A 22,106-nucleotide genomic window follows, 5' to 3' on the forward strand; every position below is an offset into this window, starting at 1 on the left:
CCCGAGCCGATCGCCCGTGCGCCGCCTAGCGTGAGGGCATGGCCCAACCCCGAGCGACCAGACCCCTGCGCGACTACGCGGCGATCGGCGACGGGAGGACGGTCGCGCTGATCGCGAGCGACGGCAGCGTCGACTGGCTGCCGGTCCCCGACCTCGGCTCGATCCCGGCGTTCGCGGCGCTCGTCGACGCGAAGACCGGCGGCTGCATCGAGCTCGCGCCGGAGGAGCCCGCGGAGACGACCCGCCGCTACGTGGACGACACGAACGTGCTCGAGACCACCTTCACCACCGAGTCCGGCACCGTGACGGTGACCGACGCACTCGTGACGGGCATCGCCGGCCGGCTCCCGTGGGCCGAGCTGGCGCGCCGGATCGAGTGCACCGACGGCGAGGTCCGGATGCGCTGGGTCGTCCGCCCCGGGACCGGGCTCGGCACCTTCTCTCCGTGGATCCAGAACGCCGACGGCCGCTCGCTGATCCGCGCGGGTGACATCACCATCGGCGTCACCGGCAAGGACCACGGACCCGCCGACGACACCGCGCCCTCCGGCGCCGGCGACGAGCTGGCCGGCGGCTTCGTCGCGACCGCGGGCGGCGAGCGGCACGTCCTGGTCGTCTCCGCGACGCACGACGAGCCCCTGCACTTCCCGGTCGCCGTGAACGTCGACCGCGGCATCGACCGCACGCTCGCCAGCTGGCAGTCCTGGTCCGACGAGTTCTCCTACGACGGTCCCTGGGCCGGCGCGGTGCAGCGCAGCGCGCTCGCCCTCAAGCTGCTGATCTACTCGCCCACCGGAGCGATCGCCGCCGCGGCCACCACGTCCCTCCCCGAGTCGCCCAACGGCGGCAAGAACTGGGACTACCGCTTCGCCTGGGTGCGCGACGCCGCGTACACGGCGCACGCGCTGGTCCGCTTCGGGCTGCGCGAGGAGACGCACGCCGCGCTCTCCTGGCTGCTGCGCACGATCAAGGAGCACGGCCCCGACCTGCACATTTTCTACGGCCTCGACGGCTCGCTGCCGACGGAGCTGAGCGAGTACGACGTCCCGGGCTACGCGGGGATCGGCCCGGTCGTCGCCGGCAACGGCGCGCAGAACCAGCTGCAGCTCGGCGTCTTCGGCGATCTCTTCGACATCTGCCGCATCTACGTCGACGAGGGCAACGTCCTCGACATCGAGACCGGCCGGCTGCTCGCGCGCGTCGCGGACACCACCTGCGACCTCTGGCGCAACCGCGACGCGGGCATGTGGGAGCTCGAGGAGGAGCAGCACTACACCTCGTCGAAGATGGGCTGCTGGCAGGCGCTCGACGCCGCCGTGCACCTCGCCGAGCTCGGCCAGGTGGCGGGCAGTCCGGACCGCTGGCGCTTCGAGCGCGACCGGATCCGCGACTGGATCGAGGAGAACTGCTGGTCCGAGGAGCTCGGCTCCTACGTGATGTACCCGGGCACCGAGGAGCTGGACGCCTCCGTCCTGCTGCACGCGCCGAGCGGCTACGAGCGCGGCGAGCGGATGATCTCGACGATCGACGCGCTGGTGAAGGAGCTGGGTCGGGGCGCGCTGCTGTTCCGCTACTCCGGCATGGAGGCGGAGGAGCACCCCTTCGTCGCCTGCTCGTTCTGGCTCGCCGGCGCGCTCGCCTGCGTCGGCCGCCACGACGAGGCGATCGCGCTGATGGACGAGCTGGTCGCGACCGTCCCGAACGACGTCGGGATCATGTCCGAGATGGTGGCCGTCGACGACCTGGCCTTCTGGGGCAACCTGCCGCAGGGCCTCAGCCACCTCGCGCTGATCAACGCCGCGATCACGATCGAGGAGCTGGCCCCCGAGAAGGTCGGAGGGCGCTGATGGGCCTCGAGGCGCGGGTCTTCCGCGACACCGGCGCGATCCTCGTCGAGAGCCCGTTCTGGCACCGCGGGCGGTTGCACTGGGCCGACATCTCGACCGGCACCGTGCACGTGAGCGCCTGGGACGGAGCGGTCGACGGCTCGGACGACCGTGTGGTCGCCGTGGAGGCGCCGCTCGGCTCCTTCCAGCCGGTCAGCGGCGGCGGCTTCGTCGCCGCGCTGAGCGACCGGGTGGTCCTGCTCGACGAGTCCTTCGCCGTCACCCGGGAGCTCGCTCCGATCGAGCACGTGCACGCGGGCCTGCGGATGAACGAGGGCAAGTGCGATCCGTTCGGCCGCTTCGTGGCGGGATCGATGAACCTCACGACGGGCGAGCCGGACGCCGCGCTCTACCGGATCGACGCGGACGGCGCGCTCGAGACGCTGCTCGGCGGCTTCGGCGTCGCGAACGGGTTCGAGTGGTCCGACGACGGCCGCACGTTCTACTTCACCGACACCGCTGCCTCGACGGTCTACCGCGCCGCCTACGGACCGGGCGACGAGCTCGGCGAGCCCGAGCCGTTCCTCACCGGACGCGCGTTCGACGGGCTCGCGCTCGACGTCGACGGCGGCTTCTGGGCCGGGGCCAACGGCGAGGGCGCGGTGCTGCACTGGAGCGCCGCCGGCGAGCTGCTCGAGGAGATCGCGATCCCGGCGCCGAACGTCACGGGCGTCGCCTTCGGCGGCCCCGACGGCGCGACCCTCTTCGTCGGCACCGCGCGGGAGAACCTCGAGGAGCAGCAGCTGCGCGACGCTCCGCTCTCCGGCGCGGTCTTCGCGATCGGCACGTCCACGCGCGGTAGACCCGCGAACGCGTTCGCGCAAGCGGGTTGAGGGGCTCCGGCGGGGCCGCGTAGACCGGAGTCATCACCTCGGCGCGCTCCGCGCAGCCGGGGTCGTGAGAAGGGAACAGCACTGATGGACCTCGGCATCTCCGGGCGCACCGCCCTCATCACGGGCGGCGACTCCGGCATCGGCTGGCACACCGCCCAGCTCCTGCTCGCGGAGGGCGTCACCGTCGTCCTCAGCGACAAGGACCAGGGGAAGCTTGACGAGGCCGCCGCCCGCCTCGGCGCCGAGGACGGCACGCTGCACGCCTTCGCCGCCGACGTCACGAGCGAGTCCGAGCTCGCCGCCCTGCACGAGCGGACGGCCGCGGCCGTCGGCGAGATCGACATCCTCGTGCAGTGCGCGGGAGTCACCGGCGCTCAGGGCCTGTTCCACGAGATCGACGACGAGGGCTGGACCAGCACGATCGAGACCGACCTGCTCGGTCCCGTCCGCCTGGTCCGCGAGTTCCTGCCCGATCTGCGCTCCGGAGGCTGGGGCCGCCTCGTGCTCACCGCCTCCGAGGACGCGGTGCAGCCCTACGACGACGAGCTGCCGTACTGCGCGGCGAAGGCCGGCGTGCTGGCGCTCGCCAAGGGCCTCTCCCGCTCGTACGCCCTCGAGGGCCTGCTCGTGAACGCCGTCTCGCCGGCCTTCATCCACACGCCGATGACCGACGCGATGATGGACAAGCGCGCCGACGAGAACGGCACCTCGAAGGAGGAGGCGATCTCGTCCTTCCTCGACGAGGAGCGGCCGTACCTGGAGTTGAAGCGACGGGGCCGGCCCGAGGAGGTGGCCGCCGTCATCGCGTTCCTCTGCTCCGAGCGCGCCTCGTTCGTGAACGGCTCGAACTACCGCGTCGACTCCGGCTCGGTCGCCACGATCTAGCCCCCTGTCCCGGCGTCGTCCAGGGCGCGCACCGTGTGCGTCCGGGTGACGTCCAGCCCCATAAGTCACACTCGAAGTCGGGTTTTCCGCATCCCGGCACTGTCAGAGAAAGGAACGGTCCATGACCACCACCCTCGAACGCCACGTCGAAGCCCCCGCGGGCTCCGGAGCGAAGACCAGCCGCCGCCAGAACGCCGAGAAGGGCTTCAAGGCCTCCAAGGAGCTGCTCGACAGCCTCCAGATCGTCCTCGTCGACCTGATCGAGCTGCACGTCCAGGGCAAGCAGGCCCACTGGAACGTCGTCGGCAAGAACTTCCGCGATCTCCACCTCCAGCTCGACGAGATCATCGAGGCCGCGCGCGAGTTCAGCGACGACATCGCCGAGCGCATGCGCGCGCTGCACGGCATCCCGGACGGCCGCAGCGACACCGTCGCCGCGACGACCACGCTGCCGGAGTACCCGCACGGCGAGATCGACACCGCCGAGACCGTCGACCTCGTCACCATCCGCCTCGAGAACACCGCCGCCACCATGCGCGAGGTGCACGACCAGGTGGACGACGAGGACCCGACGAGCGCCGACCTCCTCCACGCGATCATCCAGAGCCTGGAGCAGTACGCCTGGATGGTGTCGGCCGAGAACCGCACCACCTCCGCCGCGAAGTAGCACCAGCGCACCACCCGTCGAGGGACCCCGCCACCGCGGGGTCCCTCTTCGCGTCTCCGGGATGCGCGCCGACGCAGGAGCGCGCGGAGCGGGCGCATCTCATGCTGATCGAGCAGCCCGCGCAGCGGGCGTCTCGAGATCCACGTCGTCTCGAGTGCGGAGGTCGGGTCTCGATACGCCCTGCGGACTGCTCGACCAGCAGGGTGCAGCGGGACCGATCCTGCCCCCAGCCCTCGACAGTAGGGTCGAGGCCATGAGCACGCAGGTTTCCGAGCTGTTCGACGCGCGCCGCTGGGCGCCGGTCGACGGGTTCGACGGTCTCGAGGACATCACCTACCACCACGACCGCTCGGGCCGGATCGCCCGGGTCGCGTTCGACCGCCCGGAGGTGCGCAACGCGTTCCGCCCGCGCACGGTCGACGAGCTGTTCCGGGCGCTCGAGGACGCGCGGACCAACCCGCGCATCGGCGTCGTCATCCTGACCGGCAACGGCCCCAGCCCGCGCGACGGCGGCTGGGCGTTCTGCTCGGGCGGCGACCAGCGCATCCGCGGCCGCGACGGCTACCGCTACTCCGACGGCGAGACCGCCGAGGGCATCGACTCGGCCCGCAACGGGCGCCTGCACATCCTCGAGGTCCAGCGACTGATCCGCTTCATGCCCAAGGTCGTGATCGCCGCCGTCCCCGGCTGGGCGGCCGGCGGCGGGCACTCGCTGCACGTGGTCTGCGACCTCACGATCGCCTCCGCGGAGCACGGCCGCTTCAAGCAGACCGACGCCGACGTCGGCTCCTTCGACGCCGGCTACGGCTCCGCGTACTTCGCCCGGCAGATCGGCCAGAAGAACGCGCGCGAGGTGTTCTTCCTCGCCCGCGAGTACTCCGCGCAGCGCGCCTACGAGATGGGCGCCGTGAACGAGGTCGTCCCGCACGCCGAGCTCGAGGCGACCGCCCTCGAGTGGGCGGAGACCATCCTGACCAAGTCGCCCACCGCGATCCGCATGCTCAAGTACGCCTTCAACGCGGTCGACGACGGACTCGTCGGCCAGCAGCTCTTCGCCGGCGAGACCACCCGCCTCGCCTACGGCACCGACGAGGCCGTCGAGGGGCGCGACTCCTTCCTCGAGAAGCGCGCGCCCGACTGGTCGCCCTTCCCGTGGCAGTTCTGACCGTGGCGGCTCCGGTTCCGGCGGCCGGGCGATGACCCGCCCGCTCGCCTCCGTCGATCCCGCTCCGGAGAAGGTGCTGATCGCCCTGCGCGCGGCGCTCGACGGCAGCGGCCCCGCCGTGCGGATCGGGCCCCCGGCGAGGGAGTCCGAGCCCGAGGCGGACGCGGTCGTGCCGCAGCGCGTCGCCGTCGTCGTCGAGACCTCCGGCTCGTCCGGCCCGCCCAAGCGGGTCGCGCTCAGCACCTCCGCCCTGCTCACCAGCGCCTCCGCGACACTCGCCGAGCTCGGCGGTCCCGGCCGCTGGCTGCTCTGCCTGCCCACCCACTACGTGGCGGGCGTGCAGGTGCTGGTGCGCTCGCTGACCGCCGACGCCGACCCCGTCGTGCTCCCCGCCGGCGCCTTCGACGCCGCCGCCTTCCTCGCGCTCGCGCGCACGATGCCGGCGGGGGAGCGGCGCTACTCGTCCCTCGTCCCCGTGCAGCTCGCGCGGCTGCTCGACCTCGCCGAGAGCGACCCCGCCGAGGCCGCGGTCCTCGCCTCCTTCGACGCGCTGCTGATCGGCGGCCAGTCGACCCCGCAGGCGCTGCGCGAGCGGGCGGCAGCGCTCGGCGTGCGGATCCGGCTCACCTACGGCTCGAGCGAGACCGCCGGCGGCTGCGTCTACGACGGCGTCCCGCTGCGCGACGTGCGGATGCGCGTCGTCGACGGCCAGGTCCTCCTCGGCGGTCCGACCCTCGCGGAGGGCTACCTCGACGCGGACGGCGGACTCGACGCGGAGCGCAGCGCCGCCGCCTTCGTCTCGCTCGACGGCGAGCGCTGGTACCGCACCGGCGACGCCGGCGTCGTCGAGGACGGCCGACTGAGTGTCACCGGCCGCCTCGACCGGGTGATCGTCTCGGGCGGGGAGAAGGTCTCGCTGGACGCGGTCGAGCGGGTGCTGCGCGACGGGCTCCTGCCCGACGCGGTGGTGGTGCGCCGGCCGGATGCGCAGTGGGGCGAGGTGCCGGTGGTCGCGACGGAGGCCCCGGACGTCGACCTGGCCCGGCTGCGCTCCGCTGTCGTGGAGCGGCTCGGGCGCGCGGCCGGTCCGGCGGCGGTGCTCGCCGTCGCGGAGATCCCGCTGCTCGCCTCGGGGAAGCCCGACCGCCGGGCGCTCGAGACCCTCGCGGCGGCCGGAGAGGTCTGACGACGGGCCCGGACGGGGGCGGGGAACGACGCTTCGCCGGACGGCCGACGCCGGGGGAGCGGCACGGCCCACTCGGTAGGATTCCCTCCGTGTCGAGTTCGAGTCGCAAGAAGAAGCCGTCGGCGAAGCCCCGGAGCGGTCGCCCCGGCGGCGACCCCCGCCGCGTCGTCGTCGAGCCCGCCGGCCCGCGCGAGTGGATCGCCGGAGCGCGGCTGCGGACCCTCCCGCTCGCCATCGCCCCCGTCCTGATCGGCACCGGGGCCACCCAGGTGACGGACGAGGGCTGGCACTGGGTGCGCGCCCTGCTCTGCCTCGTCGTCTCGCTCGCGCTGCAGATCGGCGTCAACTACGCCAACGACTACTCCGACGGCATCCGCGGCACGGACGCGAACCGCGTCGGCCCCTCCCGCCTCACCGGATCCGGAGCCGCGAAGCCCCGCGCCGTCCTCACGGTCGCGCTGGTCTTCTTCGGCATCGCGGGCGTCGCGGGCCTCGTGCTCACGGTGCTGTCCGGCTTCTGGTGGTTCCTGATCATCGGGGCCGCCGCGATCGCCGCCGCCTGGTTCTACACCGGCGGCCGGCGTCCCTACGGGTACCTCGGCCTCGGCGAGCTCTTCGTCTTCGTCTTCTTCGGACTCGTCGCCACCGTCGGCACCACGTTCGTGCAGATCGGCCGCGCGAACCAGGAGTCCTGGCTCGGCGCCGTCGCCGCGGGCCTGTTCGCCTGCGCGGTGCTGATGGTCAACAACATCCGCGACATCCCGACGGACCGCCTCTCCGGCAAGCGGACCCTCGCGGTCGTCGTCGGTCCGACCATCGCGCGGGCGATGTACAGCGCCTTCGTGCTGGTGCCGTTCGGCATCGCGGTGGTGCTCGCGCTGTTCTACCCGCTGGCCTGGCTCACGCTCTTCGTCCTGCTGGCGGTCCTGCCGGCCATCCTCATCACGCTGACCGCGCGCACGGCGAAGGAGCTCATCCTCGCCCTGCAGCTGACCAGCCTGAGCGGCCTCGCCTACGCCGTGATCCTCGGCGCAGCCCTCGCCTTCTGACCCCGTGGTGCGCGTCCGGCGCGCCCCTGCTGTCGTGGTGCGCGTCCGGCGGGCTCCTGCTGGCCGTGGTGCGCGTCCCGCGCGCCCCTGCTGGTCGAGCAGCCCCGGAGGGGCGTATCGAGACCCGCCCACCGTCGGCACGCCGGGTCTGCAGACCACCGTCCCGACGACGGTGGATCTCGACACCCGCGCTCCGCGCGCTACTCGATCAGCAAGGGGTGCGCGGGCCGCTCGAGCGGCGGGGTCAGGCGCCGGGGCGCCCGTCGCGGGCCGCGTCGACCGCGGCGTCCTCGATGTCGTCGTCGGTCGGCGCGCGGGGCACGTCCTTGCGGCGCTGGTAGATCGCCTCGGCGATGCGCTCGCGGGGCTTGCGCAGCACGATGTAGGAGAGCGACATGCTCGCGATGGCGGCGACGAAGCCGGCGGTCACGGCCGCGGTCAGCTCGGAGTCGACGAAGGAGCGCGCCGGCAGGTACACCAGCACGAAGACGCCGGCGAACATGGCCAGACGCAGGAGCGAGTAGACGACGACCGCGCGGCTCAGTTTCACCGGGCAAGTGTACGTCGGCCCCCGCATGCGCGTCCGTGAGCACCCCGGGAGCTCCCTGTCCAGCATCCGTGCGCCCGGTTCCTTCGAGGACCCCGGACGTACACTGGACACCATGATCCGCCTGTTCATCGGCCTGCTCGTGGCCCTCGCCGTCTTCACGGTCTACACCGTGATCGACGTCGCCCTGAGCAACCGCCACGCGGTGCGCGCGATCCCCAAGTGGTCGTGGGTCCTCGTGGTCCTCCTCCTGCCGATCATCGGCGCTGGCCTCTGGTTCTGGATCGGCCGCCCGCGCAAGCAGCGCTCCGACGACCGCCGCTTCACGGCGCCGGACGACGACCCCGACTTCCTCGGCACCCTCCGCCGCGAGCGCGACCCCGAGAAGGAGCGCGAGCAGGCCGAGCGCATCGCCCAGCTCGAGCGCGACCTCGCCGATCTCGACGACTCCGGCGAGTCGGACGGCACCGGCCGTCGGGATGCCTGACGCGGCTCCGGTCGCCCCCTCCACCCGTTCCGCGGTCGACCTCCTCTCCCGCTTCGTCGCGCTCGGAGTCCGCGACGTCGTCGTCTCTCCCGGCTCCCGCTCGCAGGCGCTCGCCCTCGTCGCGGCCGAGCTCGAGACCCGCGGCAGCATCCGTCTGCACGTCCGCATCGATGAGCGCTCGGCCGGGTTCCTCGCCCTCGGGCTCGCTCTCGAGACCGGTGTGCCCGCACTCCTGATCACCACCTCCGGCACCGCTACCGCGAACCTCCACCCCGCCGTGCTCGAGGCCGACGCGTCCGACGTGCCGATGATCGTGCTCACCGCCGATCGTCCCGGCGAGCTGCGCGGCATCCGCTCCAACCAGACCACCGACCAGGTCGAGCTGTTCGGCCGGGCCGTCCGCCTCTTCGAGGACGTCGCCGCGCCCGACGCGCAGTCGACGGCGGAGTCGGCCTGCGCGCTCGCCGACCGTGCCTACGCGGCCGCGCTGCGTCCCGGCGGTCCCGTGCATCTCAACCTGGCCTTCCGCGACCCGCTGTCCTCGCGCCTCCCGGCCTTCGACGTGCCGGCCGCGGGATCCGCCGCACCCGCACCGGACGACGTCGTCGTCGCTCCGGAGACGATCACGGCCGGACCGCTCGAGCCCCTCACCGTCGTCATCGCCGGCGACAAGGCGGGAGCCGAGGCCGAGGCTCTCGCCCGCGCCGGCGACTGGCCGCTGCTCGCCGAGGTCTCCTCCGGCGCCCGCTTCGGGCCGCAGCTGGTCGTCGCCTGGCGCCGGCTCCTCGCCGAGCCCGAGTTCGGCGGCCGGGTGCGTCGCGCGATCGTCCTCGGTCACCCCACGCTGTCCCGCGAGGTCCCGGAGCTCCTGCGCCGCGAGGACGTCGAGGTGATCGTCGTCGACCGCGGACGCCGCGAGTTCTACAACCCCGGCCGTCGCGCGCGCAGCGTCCGCGCCCTCGCGGTCGTCCGCCCCGAGGGCTCTCCGCGTCCCGAGCGGTCCGAGCGCGCCTGGGCCGGCACCTGGGTGTCGGCGAGCCGAGCGCTCCTGGCCGACGCCGATCCGGACGCGATCCCCGAGGCGCCCGACGGCGGCTCGATGTCGATCGAGGACCGCCGCGGCTACGCCCGCAACGCCCTCACCGCGATCCGCGCACCGCTCACCCGCGAGTTCGTCGTCGCGGCGGTCTGGCGCGTCACCTGGCCGCACGACCGCCTGCTCTTCGGCGCCTCGCGCCTCATCCGCGTCGCGGACGGCTCGCTGCCCGGCAAGCGGATCACCGTCCACTCCAACCGCGGGCTCGCCGGCATCGACGGCACGGTCTCGACCGCGCTCGGCATCGCCGTCGCCTCGCAGTCCAGCGACGCGGGCTCGGGCGGCGCCACCCGCGTCGTCCTCGGCGACCTCACCCTCCTGCACGAGGCGGGCGGACTACTGCTCGCCCCGGGCGAGAACCGGCCCCGGGTGCAGCTGGTCGTGGTGAACGACGGCGGCGGCACCATCTTCGACGGCCTCGAGGTCGCCACCAGCTCGGCGCCCGACGCCTTCGACCGCGTGCAGTTCACGCCGCAGACCGTCGACATCGCCGCGCTGGCGAGGGCCTACGGCTGGTCGCACCGCCTCGTCGCCACCCGCGGCGAGCTGGAGCAGGCCCTCACCTCGCCCGGCGAGGGCCCCGGCATCGTCGAGATCGCGCTCGAGCGCTAGCGCCGGCCCGGAGGGACGAGCACCGGTCAGCCCAGCGCGTCGAGGATCGGGCGGAACTTCATCCCGGTCTCCGCGAGCTCCGCGTCCGGGTCGCTGTCGGCGACGATGCCCGCGCCGGCCCACGCGGTGACGGCGCCGTCGGCCGAGACCTGGGCGCTGCGCAGCCCTACGGCCCACTCGCCGTCGCCGTTGCCGTCGATCCAGCCCACCGGACCGGCGTAGCGGCCGCGGTCGAACGGCTCGAGCTCCTCGAGCAGATCCAGCGCCCGATCGGTCGGGGTGCCGGCGACGGCCGCCGTCGGGTGCAGGGCGTCGACGAGGTCGAGCGCGGTGGAGCCGTCGTCGAGCGTGCCGCGCACGTCGGTCGCGAGGTGCCACAGGTTCGGCAGCTCGAGCGCGAAGGGCTCGGGGGTGGTGGAGAGCGAGCCGGTGTGCGGGCGCAGCTCGCGGAGGAGGCTGGCGATCGCGAAGGCGTGCTCGGAGCGGTCCTTCGCGCTGGCGAGGAGTGCGCGCGCGATCGCGGCGTCCTCCTCCGCGTCGCCGCCGCGAGCGCTGGTACCGGCGAGGACGCGCGCCGTGATCGCGCCGTGGTCCACGCCGACCAGTGTCTCCGGGCTGGCGCCGAGGAAGCCGTCGACCGAGAAGGTCCAGCAGTCGGGGTAGCCGTCGGCGAGATCGCGCAGCAGGCGGCGGCGGTCGGCGTCGCGGGGGAGCCGTCCCTGCAGATCGCGGGCGAGCACGACCTTCTCGAGCGCGCCCGAGCGGATCGTGCCGACGGCCGACGCGACGGCGGCCCGGTAGGCGTCGGGCGTCGTCGCACCGGGGAGGAGGGGGAGGCGGTACTCGTCGCCGTACGGGACCGAATCGGGGACGCGCGGCGAAGCCGTCGACTGGTCGGCGGTGCCGATGCGGGTCAGCCAGGACCGTCCGCCGCGGGAGCCGATCACGACGCGGGGGACGATGAGGACGCTGCGGGCGCTCGACCGGCTCGAGAACGCGAAGGCGCCGAAGGCCACGAGCCCCGTGCCGGGGACGCCGAGCGGATCCGCGACGACGGCCGAGGCCGACAGTTCGCGCCACGCGGCCGAGGCCTCACGGATGCGGTCCGGGCCGGAGAACTCGAGCCGCAGCGCCTCGCCGAGCCCGGCCAGGCCGGCCCCGCCGCGCTGCCAGAGCAGCGGACGCCGCGGATCCACGCGGGGGAGCAGCTCCTGCGGGCCGTCGAGCGGAGTCGTCTCGGCGTGGAGGGGAGGAGCCCCGGCCCCGGTCGATGTCACTGCTCCACAGTACGCCCGCGCTGGAAAGCGAGACGTTGTGCGCCGCAGCGCCCCTCACCCGGGGGCCCGCTGCTACCGTTTCCTCGTCCGGGGCCGCCGCAGCTAGGCGGAGCAAGGCGGCCCCGGCACCTCCGCCCGCCCCTTCTCCTCCCGGCTCGTCCTCCGGCCGGCGGTGGTCGTCTGAGCGGATGTGCAAGGGCGGGCGATGCACAGCCGCCGCCCCGCTCCTCGCCCTAGACTCGATGATCGTGACAAAGGCAGACCTCACCAAGCGGCCCGACGAGGTCGCTGCCATGTTCGACACGGTGGCGCCCGCCTACGACCTGACGAACACCGTCCTGTCCGTCGGCAACGACCACCTCTGGCGGATCGCCACGACCCGCGCCGTCAACCCGGCGCCGGGCGAGCGGATCCTCGACGTCGCGGCCGGCACCGGCACCTCGAGCGCCTCGCTCGCGCGCTCGGGGGCGCAGGTCGTCGCCGCCGACTTCTCCCGCGGGATGATCTCGGTCGGCCGTCGCCGGCACGCCGAGAACGAGCTCATCGAGTTCGTCCTGGCCGACGCCATGAAGCTCCCCTTCGAGGACGAGTCCTTCGACGCGGTCACCATCTCCTTCGGCCTGCGCAACGTCGCCGAGCCGCGGACGGCGCTCGCCGAGTTCTTCCGCGTCGTGAAGCCCGGTGGCCGTGTCGTGATCTGCGAGTTCTCGACCCCGCCGCTGAAGCCCCTCGCCGCCGCCTACGACTTCTACCTGACGAAGGTCATGCCCGTGATCGTCGGCCTCGCCTCCTCGAACGACCCGGCGTACGACTATCTCGGCGACTCCATCCGCGCCTGGCCCGAGCAGAGGGTCGTGGCCGGCTGGCTCCGCGCCGCCGGCTTCGAGCGCGTCGCCTACCGCGACCTCACCGCCGGCATCGTGGCCCTGCACCGCGGGGTCAAGCCGATCGCGGCGACCTGATGCGCGCCCAGGGGCCTGCCGGGCCGAGACGTTAGGGTTTGAGTGTGAACGCCAGTGCGCCCGTCGCCCGCCGCAGTCCGTCTCTGACGGCGCAGCTCGGCCTCTCCGAGCGCATCTTCTCGACCGCGCCGGACCGCGCCCTCGCCCGCAGCATCGACGACGGGCTCGAACGGGTCGAGGCCGGCATGGTCCAGCAGCTCTCGTTCGCGGACGCGGTCGCGGACGTGTCGACGCGCTACCTGCTCGAGGCCGGCGGCAAGCGGGTGCGGCCGATGCTCACCCTGCTCACGGCGCAGCTCGGCCGGGGCAACACCCCCGAGGTGCTCAGCGCCGCGCAGGCCATCGAGATCACCCACCTCGGCTCGCTGTACCACGACGACGTCATGGACGAGGCGGAGAAGCGCCGCGGCGTGCCCTCAGCGCAGACCGTCTGGGGCAACAACGTCGCGATCCTCACCGGCGACCTGCTCTTCGCGCGGGCGAACCAGCTGATGACCGAGCTCGGCGAGCGCGCGATCCGCCTGCAGACCGACACCTTCGAGCGCCTCGTGCTCGGCCAGCTGCACGAGACCGTCGGCCCGGGTGAGGGCGAGGACCCGGTCGAGCACTACCTCGGGGTCCTGGCGGACAAGACCGGCTCGCTGATCGCCGCCGCCGCGCGCACCGGCGTCGTCTTCTCCGAGGCGCCCGCTCCCTTCGAGGAGGCGGTGCGCGTCTTCGGCGAGAAGATCGGCGTCGCCTTCCAGATCGTCGACGACGTCATCGACCTGTCGCCGCAGCCGGAGGAGACAGGCAAGAACCCGGGCACCGACATCCGCGCCGGCGTCTCGACGCTGCCGATCCTGCGTCTGCGCGAGCGGGCCTCGACCGACCGCGATGCGGCCGTCCTGCTCGCGCGCATCGAGAGCTACGTCAGCCGCACCAACGACGCGATCGCGCACACCGACGAGCAGAGCGCCGACATCTCCGACGCCATCGCGCAGCTGCGCGACCACCCCGTGACGGCGCAGACCCTCGCCGAGGCCCACCGCTGGGCCGACGAGGCCGTCGCCGCCCTCTCTCCGCTGCCCGATGGGCCGGTCCGCAAGGCGCTCACGCGCTTCGCGGACACGGTCGTCGACCGCAACGGCTGACCCCGATCGTCGCGGCGCGTTCGAGCGCCGCAGGAATGAGTCCGGAGACGCGCCTCGGCGCCCCGGCAGGAGGAATGCAATGACCAAGCTCAGGCTGGCCATCGTCGGCGCGGGTCCCGCGGGCATCTACGCCGCCGACCTCATGATCAAGGCCGAGAAGAAGTACGACGTCTCGATCGATCTGTTCGAGCACCTGCCGGCGCCCTACGGCCTCGTCCGCTACGGCGTCGCACCGGACCACCCGCGGATCAAGGGCATCATCACGGCGCTCCGCGAGGTGCTCGACCGCGGCGACATCCGGATCTTCGGCAACGTGCACTTCGGCACCGACATCACGCTCGAGGACCTCAAGCGGCACTACAACGCGGTCATCTTCTCGACCGGGGCGATCCGCGACGCCCCGCTCGACGTCCCCGGCGTCGAGCTCGAGGGCTCGTACGGCGCCGCCGACTTCGTCAGCTGGTTCGACGGCCACCCCGACGTGCCGCGCACCTGGCCGCTCGAGGCCTCCTCCGTCGCCGTCATCGGCAACGGCAACGTGGCGCTCGACGTCTCGCGGATGCTCGCCAAGCACGCCGAGGACCTCCTGCCCACCGAGGTGCCGCCGAACGTCTACGACGCGCTGGCCGCCTCGCCCGTCACCGACGTGCACGTCTTCGGCCGCCGCGGCCCGGCGCAGGTGAAGTTCACCCCGCTCGAGCTGCGCGAGCTCGGCGAGCTGCGCGACGTCGACATGATCGTCGCCGACGAGGACTTCGTGCTCGACCCCGCCTCGCAGGCGGCCATCGACACCAACAAGCAGGTCATGGTGATCAACCGGGTGCTGAACCAGTGGCGCACCCGCGAGGTCGGCTCGGCCTCGCGCCGACTGCACCTGCACTTCTGGGCCAAGCCGCTCGAGCTCGTCGACGACGGCACCGGCCGCGTGTCGGCCATCCGCTACGAGCGCACCGAGCCGGACGGCGAGGGCGGCACCCGCGGCACCGGCGAGATCCGCGAGATCGCTGTCCAGGCCGTCTACCGCGCCGTCGGCTACTTCGGCTCCCCGCTGGACGGCCTGCCGTTCGACGAGATGCGCGGTGTGATCCCGAACCGCGAGGGCCAGGTGCTCGACGACCACGACGAGCCGGTGCACGGCGTCTACGCCACGGGCTGGATCAAGCGCGGACCGGTCGGCCTCATCGGCCACACCAAGTCGGATGCGATGGAGACCGTCGGGCACGTGCTCAACGACCAGGCGTCCTGGTGGACCCCGGCCCACCCCGAGGAGTCGGCGGTCGTCGCCCTGCTCGAGGAGCGCGGCGTCGCCTACACCGACCTCGACGGCTGGCACCGCCTCGACGAGCACGAGCAGGCGCTCGGCGCTCCGCAGGGCCGCGTCCGCGTCAAGGTCGTCCCGCGCGAGGACATGATCTCGATCTCGCGCGGCGAGACCGTCTCGAGCTGAGGCGCGTCCGTCGGAAGGGCCCTCGGAGCGATCCGGGGGCCCTTCGGCGTCTCCCGGATGTCGGAGGGCTCCCCTAGGATTCGGGCACCGCTGACGGACGGAGACCGCATGACCCCCTCGACCCTCGGAGAGGCGGGGCCGCGCGACGCGGGCCCGCACGACGTGATCCGGGTGCGCGGCGCCCGTCAGAACAACCTGCGCGGGGTCGACGTCGACATCCCGAAGCGGCGGATCACCGTCTTCACGGGTGTCTCGGGCTCCGGCAAGTCCTCCCTCGTGTTCGGGACGATCGCGGCCGAGTCGCAGCGGCTGATCAACGAGACCTACTCCGCCTTCCTGCAGCAGTTCATGGGCTCGCCGGCCCGGCCGGACGTCGAGTCGCTCGACGGGCTGTCGGCGACGATCGTCGTCGACCAGGAGCGGATGGGGGCGAACGGCCGCTCGACCGTCGGCACGGCGACCGACGCGTACACGATGCTCCGCATCCTCTTCAGCCGGATCGGCGATCCGCACGTGGGGACCAGCGGCGCCTTCTCGTTCAACCTGCCCGAGGGCATGTGCCCGCGCTGCGAGGGCACCGGCCGAGTCTCGGACATCGACCTCGACGCGCTGCTCGACCGCTCGAAGTCGCTCGAGGGCGGTGCGCTCGACGCGATCCCGAACTTCGTCGTCGGCGGCTGGTACTGGAAGAGCCTCGCCGAATCGGGGCTCTATCCCGCGGACGTGCCGATCGCCGAGTTCACCCCCGAGCAGCTCGACGACTTCCTCTACAAGCCGGCCACCAAGATGCCGATCGCCGGCATCAACATGACCTACGAGGGCCTGGTGGTGAAGGTCACGCGCCTCTACCTCGCGAAGGAGGCCGCGCAGGCGCACATCCGCGCTTTCGCCGAGCGGGTCGCCACCTTCGGCGCCTGCCCGGAGTGCGGGGGAGCCCGGCTCACCCGCGCCGCGCTCTCCTCGCTGATCGGCGGCCGGAACATCGCCGAGTGCTCGTCGATGCAGGCGACCGATCTCGCGGAGTGGCTGCGCGGCGTGCGCGACCCCTCCGTCGCCCCGATCGTCGAGGCGCTGCTGGGCACGCTCGACTCGCTGGTGCAGGTCGGGCTCGGCTACCTCTCGCTCGACCGCGAGTCGGGCACGCTCTCCGGCGGCGAAGCTCAGCGGGTGAAGATGGTGCGGCACCTCGGGTCGAGCCTCACCGACATCACCTACGTCTTCGACGAGCCGACGGCGGGGCTCCATCCCCACGACGTCTCGCGGGTGATCGAGCTGCTGCGGCGGCTCCGCGACAAGGGCAACACCGTGCTCGTCGTCGAGCACAAGCCGGAGATCATCGCGGTCGCCGACCACGTCATCGACCTCGGTCCGCGGGCGGGCTCGCACGGCGGCGAGATCCGCTTCGAGGGGTCGGTCGCGGCGCTGCGCGAGTCCGACACCCTCACCGGCCGCCACCTCGACCACCGGGTGCCGCTCAAGAGCGAGGTGCGGCGGCGCACGGGGGTCGCCGAGATCCGCGGCGCCTCGATGCACAACCTGCGCGGGGTCGACGTCGACGTCCCGCTCGGCGTGCTGACCGTCGTCACGGGCGTCGCCGGCTCGGGCAAGTCCTCGCTCATCCACGGCTCGCTGGCCGAGCGGCCGGGGGTGATCGTCGCCGACCAGTCGCCGATCCGCGGCTCGCGGCGCAGCAACCCCGCCACCTACACCGGCGTGCTCGATGCGATCCGGACCGCCTTCGCGAAGGAGAACGGCGTCAAGGCCGCCCTGTTCAGCGCCAACTCCGCGGGTGCCTGCCCGGTCTGCAGGGGCACCGGGCTGATCTTCACCGAGCTCGGCCCGGCGGCGACCGTCTCGTCGGTCTGCGAGGAGTGCGAGGGCAAGCGGTTCACCGCCGAGGTTCTCGAGTACCGGCTCCGCGGGAGGAACATCCACGAGGTGCTCTCGATGCCGATCGTCGACGCGGCGGCGTTCTTCGGATCCGGGCCGGCGCACACGATCCTGGCCCGCCTCGTCGACGTCGGGCTCGGCTACCTCACCCTCGGGCAGCCGCTGAACACGCTGTCCGGCGGCGAGAGGCAGCGGTTGAAGCTCGCGATCAACATGGCCTCGAAGGGCTCGGTCTACCTCCTCGACGAGCCGACGACGGGCCTGCACCTCGCCGACGTCGACAACCTGCTCGGTCTGCTGGACCGCCTCGTCGACTCCGGCTCGACGGTGATCGTGATCGAGCACCACCAGGCGCTGATGGCGCACGCCGACTGGATCATCGACGTCGGCCCCGGCGCGGGGCACGACGGCGGGACCATCGTGTTCGAGGGGACGCCGGCGGACCTCGTCGCCGGCGCGCAGACACGCACCGGCGACGCGCTGCGGGCCTACACGGCCTGACGGGACGGCCTCCGGAGAGCCTCTGCTGGTGCGCCCGGCGTCAGCGCGAGAACGGGCCGCTCAGAGCCGCCCACTGCAGCAGCATGATCGTCTTCGCGTCGATGATCTGGACGCCGATCTGCGCGAGCGCCTCGTCGAAGGACAGCTCGACCAGCTCGGTGTCCTCGCCCTCGTCGGCGAGTCCGGCGTAGACGCCGTCGCTCGAGCCGGCGCGGTAGGGCCCGGCGTAGAAGTGCAGCATCTCGGTGATCGAGCCGGGGCTCATGAACGCGTCGAAGACGTGCTCGAGCCGGCCGACCTCGAGGCCGGTCTCCTCCGACGCCTCGCGGCGCGCGCCCTCCTCCGGACCGTCCTCGTCGAGGAGCCCCGCCGGCACCTCGAGCAGCATGCCGTCGAGGTTGCCGTTGACATAGGTGGGGTAGCGGAACTGGCGTACCAGCACGACGGACCGCGCCTCGAGATCGTAGAGCAGCACGGCCGCGCCGTTCCCGCGGTCGTAGGTCTCGCGGTGCTCGGTGGTCCAGCGGCCGTCGCGGTGGCGGTACTCGAACTCGGTGGTGCGCAGGACGTACCAGTGGCTGGAGAGGAGGGTCACCGACTTCACGACGACGTCGGCGTTGCCGGTGAGGTCGTGGCCCTCGCGGTCGAGGCCGGTGCGGCCCCGCGCGTCGGGGGCGTCGATGCCGGGGCGGGTCGGCGTGCTCTCGGAATGCGACATCCCTCAGCGGAAGTTGACGAACTGGAGGTCGAGGTCGAGGTCGGCCCCGCGCAGCAGCGCCATCGTCGCCTGGAGGTCGTCGCGGCTCTTCGACGAGACGCGCAGCTCGTCGCCCTGGATCTGCGACTTGACCGACTTGGGCGCCTCGTCGCGGATCAGCTTGTTGATCTTCTTCGCCTGCTCCTGGTCGATGCCGTCCTTGAGCGTGGACTCGATCCGGTACTCCTTGCCCGAGGCGAAGGGCTCGCCCGAGTCGAGGCTCTTGAGGCTGATGCCGCGCTTGATCAGCTTGGTCTGGAAGACGTCGAGGATGGCGTTCGCCCGCTCCTCGGTATTCGCCTTGATCAGGATCTTCTCGCCGCTCCAGGCGATCGAGGCGCCGACGTTCTTGAAGTCGTAGCGCTGCTCGACCTCCTTGTGGGCCTGGTTGAGGGCGTTGTCCGCCTCCATCTTGTCGACCTTGCTGACGACGTCGAACGTTGAATCTGCCATGCCTTCGAGCTTAGCTTTCGCGCCCCGGCGGGGCGGATCCGGAGGCGCGCCTGGTACGAAGGGACCGTGCGCCGCCTCCCCGCCCTGCTGATCCTGCCGCTCGTCGGCCTCGTGCTCGTCGGCTGCACCCGTCCCGCGGAGCCCGCGGTGGAGTACGAGGACGGACTGGTGACCGTGCCGCCGGCCGCCGCCGCGCCCGCCGCAGCCGACCCGGCACTGCTCGAGGATCCGGACGAGACGGCGGCGACGCCCGTCCGGCGGCTCACGAGCGGCGACTGGCTCGCCGGAACCGCCGAGGGCAGCGGGATCCCGGTGCGGGCGCTCACCGCCTACGCGGGCGCGGCGCTGCTGACCTCCTCGGTCGACCCCGGCTGCGGGCTCGACTGGGCGACGCTCGCCGGCATCGGCTACGTCGAGAGCCGGCACGGAACGATCTTCGGCGGCGAGCTGGGTGAGGACGGGCGACCGACCGAGCCCATCTACGGCCCCTCGCTGGACGGCACGCAGTTCGACCGCGTCGAGGACAACGACGGCGGCGCGCTCGACGGCGATCCGGAGACCGACCGCGCGATGGGGCCGCTGCAGATCATCCCCGCCACCTGGATGCGCTGGGCGTCGACCGGCTGGGACCCGCAGAACGTCGACCAGCAGGCGGTCACGGCCGCGCGGTACCTCTGCCAGGCGGGCGGCGACCTCACCACGCAGTCCGGCTGGCGCGACGCGATCGCGGCCTACAACCCGGCGACGAGCTACGCGGGCAAGGTCGCCGAGGCGGCCTCCCGGTACGCGGCGGCCGCGGGCTGACGCCGATTTCCGATCCGGGGAGCGCGTGGGTATCCTTGTCCAGCGCCTTCGGTCGAGAGCACGACTCCCGGTCGGGTGCGCGACGGCGAGTTACCCTAGCGGCCAAAGGGATCTGACTGTAAATCAGACGGCGTAGCCTTCGGGGGTTCGAATCCCTCACTCGCCACAGCATCGAGACCGAACGACTGCACGATCGAAGCCCCGCACCAGCCTCCCGAGGCGGCGAGCGGGGCTTCCTCCGTCTCCCGGTCCTTCGCGCGCGTGGGTCTCGATACGCGCCTGCGGCGCTGCTCGACCAGCACGAGGAGGGCCGTCCGCCGCGCGGTCGACTGCTGCTCGTCCGCCGCGGCGCTCAGTGCTCATGCTGATCGAGGAGCCCGCGCAGCGGGCGTATCGAGATCCACCTGCGTCCGCAGTCGAGTCTGCAGACCCGCCGTGCTGATCACGGAGGTCTCGATACGCCGCGTGCCGCGGCTACTCGACCAGCATGTGCAGGCAGGCGCCCTTCATGCTGATCGAGTAGCCCGCGCAGCGGGCGTATCGAGATCCACCCACGTCAGCAGGATGAGTCTGCAGATCCGCCCTGCTGATGACGGCAGGTCTCGATACGCGCCTGTGGCGCTACTCGACCAGCCTGGGAAGGGCCGTCCGCTGCGCGGCCGATCACTGCGCGGCCGATGAAGCGCCCTGCCCGCGTGCTGGTGGCGACGCCGCGAGGAACTGCGCGAGGGAGAGCGGGGTGCGGCCCGTCAGGCGCTCGACGTCGCCGGAGACGTGCTGCATCTCGCCGGCGGCGACGGCGGTGTAGGTGCTGATCCAGGCGTCGAGCTGCCAGTCGGGGGCGTTCCAGCGGCGGCGGGAGGCACGCGCCTGCTCGAGGGTCTCGTCGACGAAGACCGCGGGGCGGCCGGCGGCGGTGAGGACCGCGGCGATCTCGTCGAAGGTGAGGGCCTCGGGACCGGTCAGCTCGTAGGCCGCGCCGCGGTGCTCCTCCGGGGCGCGCAGGATCGCGGCGGCGGCGCGGGCGACGTCCTCGCGGGCGACGATCGCCGCGCGGCCGGTGCCGGCCGGGCCGCGGATCGCGCCGTCGTCGCCGAGCATCGCGGGGACGAAGTCGAGGTAGAGGTTGTCGCGGAGGAACGTCCAGGCCATGCCGGACGCGCGGATCGCCTCCTCCGTCGCGGCGTGGTCGCGCGCGAGCGTGAAGGTCGCGGTGGGGAGGCGCCGGCGAAGGACGTGTAGACGACGTGCTCGACGCCCGCGGCGGCGGCGGCCGTGACCATCGAGAGGTGCTCGGCGAGCCGGTCCTCGTTCTCGGCCGCCGACACCATCAGCAGCAGGCGGACGCCGTCGAGCGCGTCGCCCGGATCGGTGAAGGAGGAGCGGACCGCCGTCGCCCCAGGCAGCTCGGGCGCTCGGGCGGGGTCGCGGGCGAGGAGGCGGAGGGGGAGGCCGGCCTCGGCGAGCAGACGCGCGACGCGGCCGCCCACCGCCCCGGTGGCTCCGGTCACGGCGATCGGCGGCTGAGGGGTCACGGCGGCGCTCATGCCCCCATGATCCTCCGCGGGCCCGGTCGCCGTCTGCCCCGTCTGACCGCCCGGTCCCTAGGCTGGACGCATGAGCGCCCACGCCTCCCTCCTCGCCATCGCCCGCTCGATCGCCGTCGAGGCGGCGCACCTCGCGCGGCAGCGCCGCCAGGACGGGGTCGAGATCGCCGCGTCGAAGTCGTCACCGGAGGACGTGGTGACGGCGGCCGACCGCGAGGTCGAGCAGCTGATCCGCCGCCGCCTCAGCGAGGCCCGGCCGGACGACGGCTTCCTCGGCGAGGAGTCGGGCGCGGGCGGCGGGACGAGCGGACTCACCTGGGTCGTCGATCCCATCGACGGCACGGTCAACTACCTCTACGGCATCCCCTCCTACGCGGTCAGCATCGCCGTGGTCGAGGGCGAGCCGGAGCCCGAGACCTGGACGGCGCTCGCCGGAGCGGTGGTGAACGGCGCGACGGGCGAGGTCTACACCGCGAGCCGGGGTGGCGGGGCCGAGCGGGACGGGGTCGCGCTGCACGTCACTCCGCCCGCCTCGCTCTCGCTGGCGCTGGTCGGCACGGGCTTCGGCTACGACGCCGCGCGCCGGATGCGGCAGGGCGCCGTGGTCCAGGAGCTGCTCGGCTCGGTCCGCGACATCCGCCGCATCGGCTCGGCGGCGCTCGACCTCTGCTCGGTCGCCTCCGGGTCGCTGAACGCCTACTACGAGCGCGGGCTGAACCCCTGGGATCTCGCGGCCGGCGCCCTCGTCGCGGAGGAGGCGGGAGCCGTCGTCGCCGGCTTCGACGGCCGGCCCGCGGGCAACGGCCTGCTGATCGCGGCCCCCGAGCCGATCTTCAGCGAGCTCGAAGCCCTTCTGCGCCGGCTGCGGGCCGACGAGGTGTGAGCGGAGCCGACTCCGCGCGGAGTCGGTGCATGCGCGCGC

Annotated in this window: 19 protein-coding genes, 1 tRNA gene and 1 pseudogene; 16 read left to right on the top strand and 5 right to left on the bottom strand. The window is 72.8% G+C overall.

The window, feature by feature from the left end:
• The first annotated feature begins 38 nt into the window (after positions 1-38).
• The 7 genes from HRK28_RS11065 (at position 39) to HRK28_RS11095 (ending at position 7,671) form a co-directional block, all read left to right on the top strand.
• Positions 39-1,847, top strand: coding sequence for a glycoside hydrolase family 15 protein (locus HRK28_RS11065; RefSeq protein ID WP_173251516.1), 1,809 nt, complete (start codon positions 39-41; stop codon positions 1,845-1,847).
• Positions 1,847-2,719 (top strand): SMP-30/gluconolactonase/LRE family protein, encoded by an 873-nt coding sequence (locus tag HRK28_RS11070; RefSeq protein WP_173251517.1) that lies wholly within the window; start codon positions 1,847-1,849, stop codon positions 2,717-2,719. Before HRK28_RS11065 ends, HRK28_RS11070 begins: the two co-directional genes overlap by 1 nt.
• An 84-nt stretch (positions 2,720-2,803) precedes the next feature.
• Positions 2,804-3,604, top strand: coding sequence for an SDR family NAD(P)-dependent oxidoreductase (locus HRK28_RS11075; RefSeq protein WP_173251518.1), 801 nt, complete (start codon positions 2,804-2,806; stop codon positions 3,602-3,604).
• Positions 3,605-3,725: 121 nt separating this feature from the next.
• A complete protein-coding gene (locus HRK28_RS11080; protein ID WP_160090669.1) occupies positions 3,726-4,271 on the top strand; it encodes a Dps family protein in 546 nt (181 codons plus the stop codon).
• Positions 4,272-4,524: 253 nt separating this feature from the next.
• Entirely contained in the window at positions 4,525-5,436 is a 912-nt protein-coding gene (locus tag HRK28_RS11085; RefSeq protein WP_160090667.1) for a 1,4-dihydroxy-2-naphthoyl-CoA synthase, read from the top strand.
• Between the two features lie 31 nt (positions 5,437-5,467).
• Positions 5,468-6,622: an AMP-binding protein gene (locus HRK28_RS11090; protein WP_160090666.1), complete on the top strand. Its 1,155-nt coding sequence runs from the start codon at positions 5,468-5,470 to the stop codon at positions 6,620-6,622.
• Positions 6,623-6,711: 89 nt separating this feature from the next.
• Positions 6,712-7,671: a 1,4-dihydroxy-2-naphthoate polyprenyltransferase gene (locus HRK28_RS11095; protein WP_173251519.1), complete on the top strand. Its 960-nt coding sequence runs from the start codon at positions 6,712-6,714 to the stop codon at positions 7,669-7,671.
• Between the two features lie 244 nt (positions 7,672-7,915).
• Here HRK28_RS11095 and HRK28_RS11100 read toward each other — a convergent pair whose 3' ends face one another.
• Positions 7,916-8,221 (bottom strand): DUF4229 domain-containing protein, encoded by a 306-nt coding sequence (locus HRK28_RS11100; RefSeq protein ID WP_173251520.1) that lies wholly within the window; start codon positions 8,219-8,221, stop codon positions 7,916-7,918.
• A gap of 112 nt (positions 8,222-8,333) precedes the next feature.
• On the opposite strand from HRK28_RS11100, the gene HRK28_RS11105 reads away from it, so the two are divergent.
• Together HRK28_RS11105 and menD are read left to right on the top strand one after the other, a co-directional pair.
• The gene (locus tag HRK28_RS11105; protein ID WP_160090661.1) at positions 8,334-8,705 is read left to right on the top strand and encodes a PLD nuclease N-terminal domain-containing protein; all 372 of its coding nucleotides are present in this window, start codon (positions 8,334-8,336) and stop codon (positions 8,703-8,705) included.
• Positions 8,698-10,413 carry a 2-succinyl-5-enolpyruvyl-6-hydroxy-3-cyclohexene-1-carboxylic-acid synthase gene (gene menD, locus HRK28_RS11110; protein ID WP_173251521.1) on the top strand — a complete coding sequence of 572 codons (1,716 nt, stop codon included), beginning with the start codon at positions 8,698-8,700 and terminating at the stop codon, positions 10,411-10,413. The genes HRK28_RS11105 and menD overlap by 8 nt, the downstream gene beginning before the upstream one ends.
• Before the next feature lie 26 nt (positions 10,414-10,439).
• On the opposite strand, the gene HRK28_RS11115 is transcribed toward menD, so the two are convergent.
• The gene (locus tag HRK28_RS11115) at positions 10,440-11,690 is read right to left on the bottom strand and encodes a chorismate-binding protein (protein WP_173251522.1); all 1,251 of its coding nucleotides are present in this window, start codon (positions 11,688-11,690) and stop codon (positions 10,440-10,442) included.
• A gap of 248 nt (positions 11,691-11,938) precedes the next feature.
• On the opposite strand from HRK28_RS11115, the gene ubiE reads away from it, so the two are divergent.
• From ubiE to HRK28_RS11135, 4 genes are all read left to right on the top strand, one after another.
• Positions 11,939-12,652, top strand: a complete 714-nt coding sequence (ubiE, locus tag HRK28_RS11120; RefSeq protein WP_367948404.1) for a bifunctional demethylmenaquinone methyltransferase/2-methoxy-6-polyprenyl-1,4-benzoquinol methylase UbiE — start codon at positions 11,939-11,941, stop codon at positions 12,650-12,652.
• Between the two features lie 44 nt (positions 12,653-12,696).
• Complete coding sequence (locus tag HRK28_RS11125; protein ID WP_160090657.1) at positions 12,697-13,785, top strand: polyprenyl synthetase family protein; 1,089 nt, start codon at positions 12,697-12,699, stop codon at positions 13,783-13,785.
• Positions 13,786-13,864: 79 nt separating this feature from the next.
• Positions 13,865-15,232: an FAD-dependent oxidoreductase gene (locus HRK28_RS11130; protein ID WP_160090656.1), complete on the top strand. Its 1,368-nt coding sequence runs from the start codon at positions 13,865-13,867 to the stop codon at positions 15,230-15,232.
• A gap of 108 nt (positions 15,233-15,340) precedes the next feature.
• On the top strand, positions 15,341-17,623 hold the full coding sequence (locus tag HRK28_RS11135; protein WP_173251526.1) for an excinuclease ABC subunit UvrA: 2,283 nt from the start codon (positions 15,341-15,343) through the stop codon (positions 17,621-17,623).
• A gap of 40 nt (positions 17,624-17,663) precedes the next feature.
• Here the strand turns inward: HRK28_RS11135 and HRK28_RS11140 are convergent, their stop codons facing one another.
• Together HRK28_RS11140 and HRK28_RS11145 are read right to left on the bottom strand one after the other, a co-directional pair.
• Positions 17,664-18,341, bottom strand: coding sequence for an NUDIX domain-containing protein (locus tag HRK28_RS11140; protein ID WP_173251528.1), 678 nt, complete (start codon positions 18,339-18,341; stop codon positions 17,664-17,666).
• Positions 18,342-18,344: 3 nt separating this feature from the next.
• Entirely contained in the window at positions 18,345-18,833 is a 489-nt protein-coding gene (locus HRK28_RS11145; protein WP_123447856.1) for a YajQ family cyclic di-GMP-binding protein, read from the bottom strand.
• Positions 18,834-18,899: 66 nt separating this feature from the next.
• Here HRK28_RS11145 and HRK28_RS11150 point away from each other — a divergent pair, with 66 nt between their 5' ends.
• Positions 18,900-19,637: a hypothetical protein gene (locus HRK28_RS11150; RefSeq protein ID WP_160090653.1), complete on the top strand. Its 738-nt coding sequence runs from the start codon at positions 18,900-18,902 to the stop codon at positions 19,635-19,637.
• A gap of 84 nt (positions 19,638-19,721) precedes the next feature.
• Positions 19,722-19,803, top strand: a tRNA-Tyr gene (locus HRK28_RS11155).
• Positions 19,804-20,300: 497 nt separating this feature from the next.
• Here HRK28_RS11155 and HRK28_RS11160 read toward each other — a convergent pair.
• A pseudogene (locus HRK28_RS11160) lies at positions 20,301-21,184 on the bottom strand (SDR family oxidoreductase).
• A 70-nt stretch (positions 21,185-21,254) separates the two neighbouring features.
• Between HRK28_RS11160 and HRK28_RS11165 the strand changes: the two are divergent.
• Positions 21,255-22,067, top strand: a complete 813-nt coding sequence (locus tag HRK28_RS11165) for an inositol monophosphatase family protein (protein ID WP_160090650.1) — start codon at positions 21,255-21,257, stop codon at positions 22,065-22,067.
• The last annotated feature ends 39 nt before the right edge of the window (positions 22,068-22,106 follow it).

It is taken from the genome of Rathayibacter sp. VKM Ac-2835, assembly GCF_013266705.1.
In the GTDB taxonomy this organism is placed as follows: domain Bacteria; phylum Actinomycetota; class Actinomycetes; order Actinomycetales; family Microbacteriaceae; genus Rathayibacter.